Annotated in this window: 8 protein-coding genes and 1 pseudogene; 3 read left to right on the top strand and 6 right to left on the bottom strand. The window is 68.4% G+C overall.

The window, feature by feature from the left end; translation table 11 throughout:
• The 3 genes from ACFZDE_RS26130 to ACFZDE_RS26120 all read left to right on the top strand — a co-directional run.
• Positions 1 to 390, top strand: a 390-nt coding sequence (locus tag ACFZDE_RS26130) for a DDE-type integrase/transposase/recombinase (RefSeq protein WP_391203675.1), incomplete at its 5' end; no start/stop codon positions are given.
• A gap of 397 nt (positions 391 to 787) precedes the next feature.
• On the top strand, positions 788 to 1816 hold the full coding sequence (locus tag ACFZDE_RS26125) for a hypothetical protein (RefSeq protein WP_391203672.1): 1029 nt from the start codon (positions 788 to 790) through the stop codon (positions 1814 to 1816).
• Between the two features lie 298 nt (positions 1817 to 2114).
• Entirely contained in the window at positions 2115 to 3173 is a 1059-nt protein-coding gene (locus ACFZDE_RS26120) for a hypothetical protein (RefSeq protein ID WP_391203670.1), read from the top strand.
• A gap of 180 nt (positions 3174 to 3353) precedes the next feature.
• Here ACFZDE_RS26120 and ACFZDE_RS26115 read toward each other — a convergent pair whose 3' ends face one another.
• From ACFZDE_RS26115 to ACFZDE_RS26090, 6 genes and pseudogenes are all read right to left on the bottom strand, one after another.
• Positions 3354 to 4082: a DUF5655 domain-containing protein gene (locus ACFZDE_RS26115; RefSeq protein WP_391203716.1), complete on the bottom strand. Its 729-nt coding sequence runs from the start codon at positions 4080 to 4082 to the stop codon at positions 3354 to 3356.
• A 349-nt stretch (positions 4083 to 4431) separates the two neighbouring features.
• Entirely contained in the window at positions 4432 to 5586 is a 1155-nt protein-coding gene (locus ACFZDE_RS26110; protein WP_391203667.1) for a hypothetical protein, read from the bottom strand.
• A gap of 121 nt (positions 5587 to 5707) precedes the next feature.
• Positions 5708 to 5829: pseudogene (locus ACFZDE_RS26105) on the bottom strand (TraR/DksA family transcriptional regulator); the annotation flags it as partial.
• A 74-nt stretch (positions 5830 to 5903) separates the two neighbouring features.
• Positions 5904 to 6506, bottom strand: a complete 603-nt coding sequence (locus tag ACFZDE_RS26100; protein ID WP_391203665.1) for a hypothetical protein — start codon at positions 6504 to 6506, stop codon at positions 5904 to 5906.
• Entirely contained in the window at positions 6503 to 7849 is a 1347-nt protein-coding gene (locus ACFZDE_RS26095) for a DUF58 domain-containing protein (protein ID WP_391203662.1), read from the bottom strand. Before ACFZDE_RS26095 ends, ACFZDE_RS26100 begins: the two co-directional genes overlap by 4 nt.
• A complete protein-coding gene (locus ACFZDE_RS26090; RefSeq protein WP_391203660.1) occupies positions 7846 to 8853 on the bottom strand; it encodes an AAA family ATPase in 1008 nt (335 codons plus the stop codon). Before ACFZDE_RS26090 ends, ACFZDE_RS26095 begins: the two co-directional genes overlap by 4 nt.
• Positions 8854 to 8888: the final 35 nt, after the last annotated feature.

Genomic DNA, 8888 nt, shown 5'->3' with positions numbered 1-8888 from the left:
TCCCGGATGAAGTCCCGCCTCGCGGTGAACGCGCTGGAATCCGCCGTCGCCCGCCGTGGCCAGGTGGCCGGGTGCATTGTGCATTCGGATCGCGGCTCGCAATTCCGGTCACGGAAGTTCGTGTCCGTTCTCGCCCGGCACAACATGGTCGGCTCGATGGGCCGGGTCGGTGCGGCCGGCGACAACGCGGCGATGGAGAGCTTCTTCGCACTGCTGCAAAAGAACGTCCTCGACCGCCAAGTCTGGTCCACCCGGCAGGACTTGCGGATCGCGATCGTGACCTGGATCGAGCGCACCTACCACCGGCGCCGACGCCAGAGACGGCTGGCCCGATTGACCCCCGTCGAGTACGAGACCATCATGACCCCACCCGCAGCTCTGGCTGCATAAACCCCGCTGTCACCAGATCATGCAGCAGTCCCGCTCAGGTGATCAAGGGGCGGGACGATATGTATCTGCCGACCTCGCACGCCTTCCTCATGGACAGGAAACTCGCCGACGGTCTCAAGAGTGCGGCCGGGTAGGAGATCAGGTGCTGGCAGCGCGATGGTGGGCGCGAAGGCGAGAACAGGTCGCCCTTCCAGGTGATAGGAGCCCGAAATCTGGCCGGGTCACCGCCAAGGAGGTTCCGCGTGACCTACTATGCGACTGCGGCTTGACCACCGCTCCCCGGAGGCGAATCGGCCCTGATCCTCCACGCTCGGGTGAACCGGTCAGCACACAAATCTCCGCGCATCCCACAGGATCTCGCTTCCGTACGTCCTGGGCCGAGACGTGCAGGAGACCCATGAGCGCACTGCACCAAGACCTGTCCCTGCTCCGGCGCCTCTACACGGGCGAGAGCGTCCAACAGGCCCGCCGGGCGATCGATGGACTGCAGGGGGGCGAATCACCTATTCCGGAAGCCGCTTCGCCAGCCCAACAGCGCCTTGAGGCCCGGGTACTCCTCGCGCTCCTGGAGTTCCGCGACATCTACACCCGTTTCCCCCTTGGGATCACCGCGGTTCGCCCCGAACCACACGGCATTTCCCTCGCTGTTGAGAGCTGGGAGCGGGCGTCGGAGATCCTTTTCCACCTGCTGCCGTCCTGCGCCTCAGACAACGAAGAGGTGCAGGGTGTGCCCGGCCTACGCATCACTCGCCGGGATCGGACTGCGATCGAACTGCAGGTACTGGGAGAGCCCGCCCGGCTGCGGCTGTTCGGGCTGCCGGCCAGACTTTGGCGCAGCGCCGAGGCGAGCACCCTGGACAAATGGATCGACCCGGGCAGCATGCAATTGTGTTGGCGTTCCTCACCACGGTCCTGGACTCAGGTGGAACGGGAGCATCACGCTCAATGGGAAGACGACAACGACCGCTACACCCAGGTCACACAGCGTGGGGCCTGGTTGAGTAGCGGACTGCTCCGACGCGCTGGCCTCCTGCACACTGTCGCCAACACCTTCCTGGTCGACGGTTACCGAGGCGCCGCCTTCGACGTGACCCGGCTGGTGCTGCGCTCGTCGCATGTGCACGAGCAGGGGCCGGGGCCGCACAACTTCATCGCCGCCCTGGTGGACCCGGTCTGCGGTCTGCCTCTCCTCCTCAAAAGGTTTCGCGGTGACACGGACGAAAGCTACGGCCACGACCAGCAGTTCGTCCTCGGCGACGTCGGCAACACGGCCGTGCTTGACTTCCGGGCCACGATCGAGCGTCCTCCCTCCCGCCTTGCACCCGAACTCTGGCAGGCCATTCTCCGCCGCGTGCCCCAGACAGGATTCACGAGCAGCCTGTCCCCGGGCGCGATCGTGGGGTTGTGCGGCTTGGGCGCGCAATAGAGAATGCGCAGCCGCCAGTTGCCCACGCGGGCACCGTGGAATCCAGGCCGTGAGCAGCAGTAGCCCGACCGCGTGAATCTATCAGCGTGTCCGTTCCATAGGCTCGGCCCGCTGCATGCCATGTCCGTAGGGTGCGTCGTACGGGCCTAGCGAGGTCCGACGTGCGGTGTGCCCACCCGACGGAGTGCACTGAGACGAGCCAACTCGGCTGGCGTCGCGATTCAGTTTAGTTTTGTGCACCGCGGAAGACAGCCGCGCATCCTGGGTCGGGACAGGAAGTTGCGGCGGAAAGCCTTCCGTGAAGAGCACCCGTCTGGAACGACGCGCCGAAAAGCTCTGCCTGGCGACCGGTTTGCCCTGGGCCGATGCACTCAAGCGCGTGAAATCCCTCCCCCCAGGGTCGTCTCTGATCCCCGAGGCCCATTCGAGCCAAGCCCTCCTGGAGAGCTACGTCCTGTCGGGCTTGGCCTGGCCAAACATCGACACTCGCCACCCCTGGGGCATCCGTTCTACAGACGGCCACACCGACGGCCTCGTCCTGACGTTCGAAAACAACGTCACGCAACATGTCGGCTGCGAAACCATGGCCAGTGAGCTAGTTCGCGCCCTCGTCCCCCGCTTCGACGAACATAACGAAGTCCACGGCATCCCCGGTGCCCGCTTCACCACAGACAATTACGGTATTCACATCCAGCGAATCGGCCTACCAGGTGCCCTCCGGATCCTCGGCATCCCGCCCGAGGACTGGACCAGCGCGTTGGATCGGCAACGGCAAGAGGACGAAGGAGATGGCCAACACTTCTGCCACGTGCTCAGCCCACATCAGTGGCACCGCTCCGAAGCGCCCTTCCGTACACCCGACACCGGATCCATCCTCAGCCGGCATCACTACCGGAAGCAGCCCTCCGCCTGGCTCGCGAGTGGCCTGCTGCGCCGCGCACCACTGTTCCGGACCATCGGCGTACCTCTGAGCACGACAGCCTGGACCAACCTCACCGACGACGGGGGCACGGAATGGATCATCGAATACATCAACGAGCCTGCAGACGATGCCTCGTGCTATCACCAGGGCTTCACCAACCTGCTGACAGACCCGGAATGCGGCCTGCCAATCGCGGGCACCGACGTGGACTGCTACTGCGGCAACTCAGCCGCGTACTACTGCGGCTGCCGCTTCTACGCACGCAGCAGCATCGGGCAGCCGGGCGCACTTCAAGTCCGCTTCTCCCACCGGTCCGGCGACAGAGCACAACGCTACAAGGACAGCCTGGACGACTACGAAGCACGCCGTCGGATCTTCCGGCACATCCCCGCGCACCTAGCCAGCAGACGCGCTGACACGAGCCCAAAACCGTAGTCCACCGACCTGGGCAAGGACGCGCAACATAGCGCGGGATCGCCGGTTGGCCAAACCTGCGATCCCGCGCACCATAGACAGTCCACCGCCGCGCCCTGCCCGCACGTCGAGAGGCTCCCGCCCACCTCCCAAGACACGACACGTAGTGCCGCCCGTCACGAGGCCGGCAGCACCAGGCGATCACGCCACCGCGTAGCTCACCCGGAACAGCTCCTGCGCCCGCTCCACATCCCTCGGCGTACGGAGCTGCACCTCCAGATCACCCGTCCCGTGGTGACCGAGACCGGACACGTCCCGGGTGAAGCCCGGAACGAGATCGACGTCTTTCGGGTCGACCTTCAGGTAGACCAGCAGCTTGCTGCGCTGTGGCGGGCACAGGCAGGCGAAGTTCCGCAGGCGCTGATACGCCCGGTACTGCTTGCGCTCAACCCGGTGCACACCATCCCCGAGCCCGAGCAGGGCCTCGTCGACCGCGTCCGCCAGCTCCACCATCGACGCGCCCTGGACGTCGGCCGCCGCCCGGGCAACCGCCCGGCGCCGCGCCCGGCGGACCACCTGCATGCCGCCGCTCACGGAGGCCACGGTCTCAAGCCCGAGCAGGTCCCTGCCGAAGAGTCGGTAGCGGACCAGGTCGATCGAGCGCCGGTGCTCGCGCACGGCATGCACGTCGTAGCGGGTGAAGTCGCCGGCGATGCAGATCAGGCGCGGGCCGCTCCACAGCACCTGGGACGCGGCCGTCACCCCGAGCCGGTCGCGGACCAGGCGCTCGAACTCCGACCGGTGGTCCATCAGCCACGAGAGGTAGAACAAGCCCTGGTTGATCACGCCGGCATCCGTGCCGCGCTTGTACTCGACTTTACCGACCGCAGGAGCTCGCGAACCGGCTCTGAACTGCGACAACTCATAGATTACATGTCCGCGATGGCGAGTGACTACTGCCGCTTGTCCGGGCGGCCTTGTGGAGCACCGACGAAAGTGCTCGGGTTGCACCGACGGAATGGGCGGCATCGCGATGGCGATGCCGCCCACTCCTGTTTCTGGCGGTGTGATGTCTGTCTCTGGGCATGGTGAAGCGGACCGTCGGTGGCTGAGGGCCGTCGGCGGTCCGCGCTCGTGTGTGATTTTTGCTTGAGAGCTCTCTGGGCGTGCCCTCTGCGAGGAAGGTCTCAGCTCTGGGTGATGTGGCCCTTGGGGGGCCACGTGCCCAGGGGCTTGGTCCTGCGGCGGCGTGTGGGCCGTCGGCGGGGCCGTTCGCCGCTCAGGGCGATGGCGTCGGCCCAGGAGGCGAGTTTGCGGCGGTTGGCGTGGGCGAGCTGGAAGGCCAGGAGGAGGGTCTGGGCCGCGATGCCGCGGATGCGGCGGGTGCCGGCGTCTTCGAGGCGTTCCTGGAGGCGGTCCTTGGCGAAGCCGTTGATGCCTTCGACGCTGTTGCGGAACCGGAAGTAGACCCGTTGCCAGGCTTCGGACCCGTACTGGAGGGGCTGCCGTTGTAGGCGCGGTCACCGGCAAGGTAGCCGCGGGGGAAGCGGTCGTCGACGTGCTGGAGGGCCTCGACGGCGACCTGGCCGGGGCGGTGGCTTGGCTGGTCGACGGAGAAGGCCACGATCAGGGCGGGGATCACGTCGGGGTTGGCGGAACCGTCGGGCAATGGGGCGCCGTGGCGCTCGGGGTCGCGAGCGACGACGAGGGAGGCGTCATAGCCGAAGAGGCGCTTCTTGATCCTCTCGGTCTTCTTCTCGCCGTTGGTCTTCTGCCTGCCGCCGGCAGCCTCGATGAGGGTCAGACCGTCCAGAGCGAGCGGGTCCTGGTGACGGGTGGCGCGGACGTACCAGCCGGCGTCGGGGTCGGAGGAGGTGACGGGGCTGTGGCGAGGCAGGCCCTTGGCGTAGGTGCCGATGGCGGTGGCGTCGAGGCTGACCGAGCCGTCCCAGCGCTCTTCCAGCAGGGGCAGGGCCTCACGCAAGGACATGCCGAGGATCATGTTGGACACGCGCAGCAGGCGGGCGCGCTTGCGAGCGAGTGTCTCCGGGTCGGCCTTGGCCAGGACTTTTTCGGCGTGCCGACGGGCCAGGCGGTGGTTCTTCGGCAGCGGGGACGGGTCGATGGCCTCGAGGATGCTGTGCAGGCGGCGGCGGACCACGGCGTAGGCCGCCTCGAAGCCGCGGTCGTGGTCGGGGTAGCGGTGCAGGCCGAGCTGTTCGCGCATCTGGCCGGAGAGGGAGAAGTACAGCAGGTTGGTGACAGTGGTGAAGGTGACGACTCCGCTGTTGCGCTGAGCGGCCAGGGCCATGCCGACCAGCAGTGCTTCCACCGAGAGGCTGCAGCGGCGGCCCTTGGTGCGGGCGATGAGCGGTTCGATCTCGCAGCCGCAGTCGCAGCCGAGGGAGAGCAGGGTCAGCAGGCCGTAGCGCAACTCTTCGGTCGGCTGGAGCGCGCGTGGAGGTGTCGAGCTGTGGCCGATGACGTCGCCTCCCTTTCTACCCGCACGCCGAGTTGGGGCAGGACGATATGTCGCGTCCTCGACTCTGCACCCTTCAACGAGCTACGGAAGCGCAGCGCACGCAGGTTTTCGCCGCCGAGCGAACTTCGAGGCGCGCTCCGTCGGGATCGGCTCCCCGCATTCCTCGCAGCGCCCGTAGTGGCCTCTCTCCAACCGTAAGGACCACTCCCCGGTGCCTGAGTGTGCGATCCCTCAACGATGCCGACGGTACGGCCAGGCGCGCTCGGCGGTCAGCCGGGCGGGCTGCGACGGGTGCGCAGCGCCAGTACCAGGCAAACCGTGGTCGCCGCGACGGCGAGTGAGGCGGGCAGACGTGCCCATGAGGTGCCCGCGACCGGCGCCTGAGCGGCGAGCAGTACCACTGCGGTCGCGGCGGCGGCCGCCAGTGCGGGTGTCGCCTGCAGGCGGCCGGGCGGGGCAGTGACACCGGCTGTCCATGCATCGGTGACGAGCAGGTAGGCAAGCAGCAGGGCGGCGATGCAGACGACCAGCCAGACCGGGGGGCCGGTGGCCGCGGCGACCGCGATCGCCGCCGCCGGCAGCACGGTCGTCCTGCGGCGGGCCGCGACGGTCCGCCAGCGCATGGAGGTCGAGACGGGGCGTGCGTCGACCATTGGAGCGGCCCACCACGCGGCCGCCGCCGCTCCGACCACCAGCACCCTGACCGGCAGCGGTGCATGCAGTGCGGCCGGTGGGTTGCAGGCGGCGACGGCAAGGGCCGTTCCGAGCAAGCGGTCGGTGATGCGGGAGGTGAGACGAGTGACGAGGAGGGTGGCTCGGCTGTCAGCCGGGGGTGTGCCTGGCCGGACGATCCGGGCGGGGGCGGTGGTCATCGGGCCCCCCCGTGGATGCGGGTGCGCAGCAGCGGCGCAAGGGCGAGGTCGAGGGTCTCGCCGGGCCGGTGGGCGACGAGCGCGATGCCGCGTTTCACCAAGGCGAAGCGCATAGCATTGCGGTCGGCCCGCCACAGCCGCAGCGCGAGTTCGCCCTCGGTGTCGCCAGGTTCCAGGACCGGCTGGCCAGTGGGGATCTCGACCACGACCATCGGGTTGGCCCGTCCGCGCACCTGGTGCAGGATGTCGAAAATCCGCTGGTCGGTCAACGGCGTGATGACGTACACCAGCGCTCCTTCGGGCAACGCAGGTGGTGGGAGCAGGCTGAGTCCCTCCGTGCGGTACGCGCGGTTCTTGCGGACCTCCAGCACGCTCTCGACGATGCGGTAAAAGTACCCGTGGCCGCTTCCGGGTTGCAGCCAGCGGGTCGCGCCACCGATCGACACGACGCCGACCCGGTCGTGGGTGCGCAGGTAGGCGCGGACCAGCCCGGCAGCGGCTCGGAAGGTCTCGTCGAGCGAGGACGAACCGGTGACCGGGTCGACTACGTCGGCGAGCACATCCAGCAGCACCACGGTGTCGGCGGTGCGCTCCGCGGCGAACTGGTGGACTTGCAGGGCGCCGCGGCGGGTGGTGGCCGGCCAGTGGATCCGCCGCTGCCGTTCGCCGCGTACATACGGGTGCACGCCGATGACCTCGACGCCCTCGCCGCGCTGCACGGCGGTGTGCTCGCCGAGCCGCTGCGGCAGCCGGACGGGGATGGGCGTGAGGCTGGCGTGTGTGGACAGTGGGAAGACGGCGATCTCACCGAGTTCGGCTCGCACGGTGCGCAGGGCCAGCCCGCCGGGGTCGTAGACGTCGACGTCGACGGTGCCGAGTGTCCAGCGGCCCCAGCGCTGCGCTGTCAGGACGAGATCGACGCGGTGCGGGCCGACCGCGAGGTGATCGAGCCGGACCCCGTGACCGAGCATGACTCCGGGATCCAGACGGGCGGGTTCACCGTCGTAGGACAGTGTGATCCGCACCGTTACCTGCTCGCCTTCGAAGCACTGCCGCGGCTCCACGTTGGCCTCGGCCGTCACCGTCTCCGGTCGCGGCCCGCTCGGCAGGGCGAGGGCGAGCAGCACCAAGGGTGTGGCGGCGAGGGCGAGTACCCAGGCGTGCCCGGTGACCAGCGCGGCGGCCAGCGCAACGACGGCCAACGTGGCCCACCGCAGCGCGCGTTCACCGGCGCGCCACCCGGGTGGAGGTGGCGGCGGGGGTTGGGTTGTTGCGCCGTGGCGGTCGTCCAGGGCCCGTTGAATGGCGGTGGCCGCTTTGCGGGCCGGCATGGGCTCCGTCATGACGCGATCGGCGTGCGCGGCAAGGTCTGCGGTGCGTGCACGGATTGCACGATCTCGCGGATCACGTCGTCGGCGTCGATCTGCCGGACCCACAGCTCTGGCTTGAGGGTGACGCGGTGCGCGAGGGCCGGCACCGCCACAAACTTGACGTCCTCAGGGGTCACATAGTCCCGCAGGTCCAGGACAGCACGAGCGCGGGCGAGCTGCACCAGGGCCAGGCCCCCGCGCGGAGAGGCGCCGACCTGGATATGAGGATGGGCCCGGGTGGCGTGGACCAGCGCGACGACATACTCCAGCAGGTCGTCGTCCACCTCGACGCGTTCAACGGCGGCCCGCATGGCCAGCATCTCGTCCGGTCCGCTGAACGTGCGCAGCACAGCCTCGGGCGCCGCTCGATCGACACGCGCGCGCAGCATGCCTGCCTCCTCGGCCGCCGCCAGATAGCCCATGCGAACCCGCAGCAAGAACCGGTCGAGCTGTGCCTCGGGCAAGGTGTACGTGCCCTCGTACTCGATGGGGTTGGCGGTGGCGACGACCACAAAGGGCTTCGGCAGTGACCGGGTACTTCCATCGATGGACACCTGGGACTCGGCCATCGCCTCCAGCAGCGCGGCCTGGGTCTTGGGCGGGGTGCGATTGATCTCGTCGGCGAGCAGCAGGTGGGTGAAGACCGGTCCAGGCCGGAAGACCATGTCGGCAGTCCGTTGGTCGTAGAACGGAGCTCCGGTGACGTCGGAGGGCAGCAGGTCGGGGGTGAACTGGATGCGGCGGAAGTCCAGGCCGAGAGTGGTGGCGAAGGAACGTGCCAGCAGCGTCTTCCCGAGTCCCGGCAGGTCCTCAATGAGGACGTGGCCACCGGCGAGGATGCCGAGCATTACCAGCTCCAGCGGTTCCGCCTTGCCGACCACAGCAGTGCGGATCTCATCGATCACGGCCGCAGCCCGTTCGCCCGCCTGTCGGGGAGTCAGGGCGTCGTGGTCCGAGCTAGGTTGCGGACTGGTCACAGTCAGTTCCTCACGGGGCAGGGGGCGGGGGTGCG

Origin of the sequence: Streptomyces sp. NPDC007929, from assembly GCF_042959065.1 — a bacterium.
In the GTDB taxonomy this organism is placed as follows: domain Bacteria; phylum Actinomycetota; class Actinomycetes; order Streptomycetales; family Streptomycetaceae; genus Streptomyces.
The sequence above is the reverse complement of the archived record's forward strand: the minus strand, read 5'-3'. Positions and strand labels throughout refer to the sequence as shown.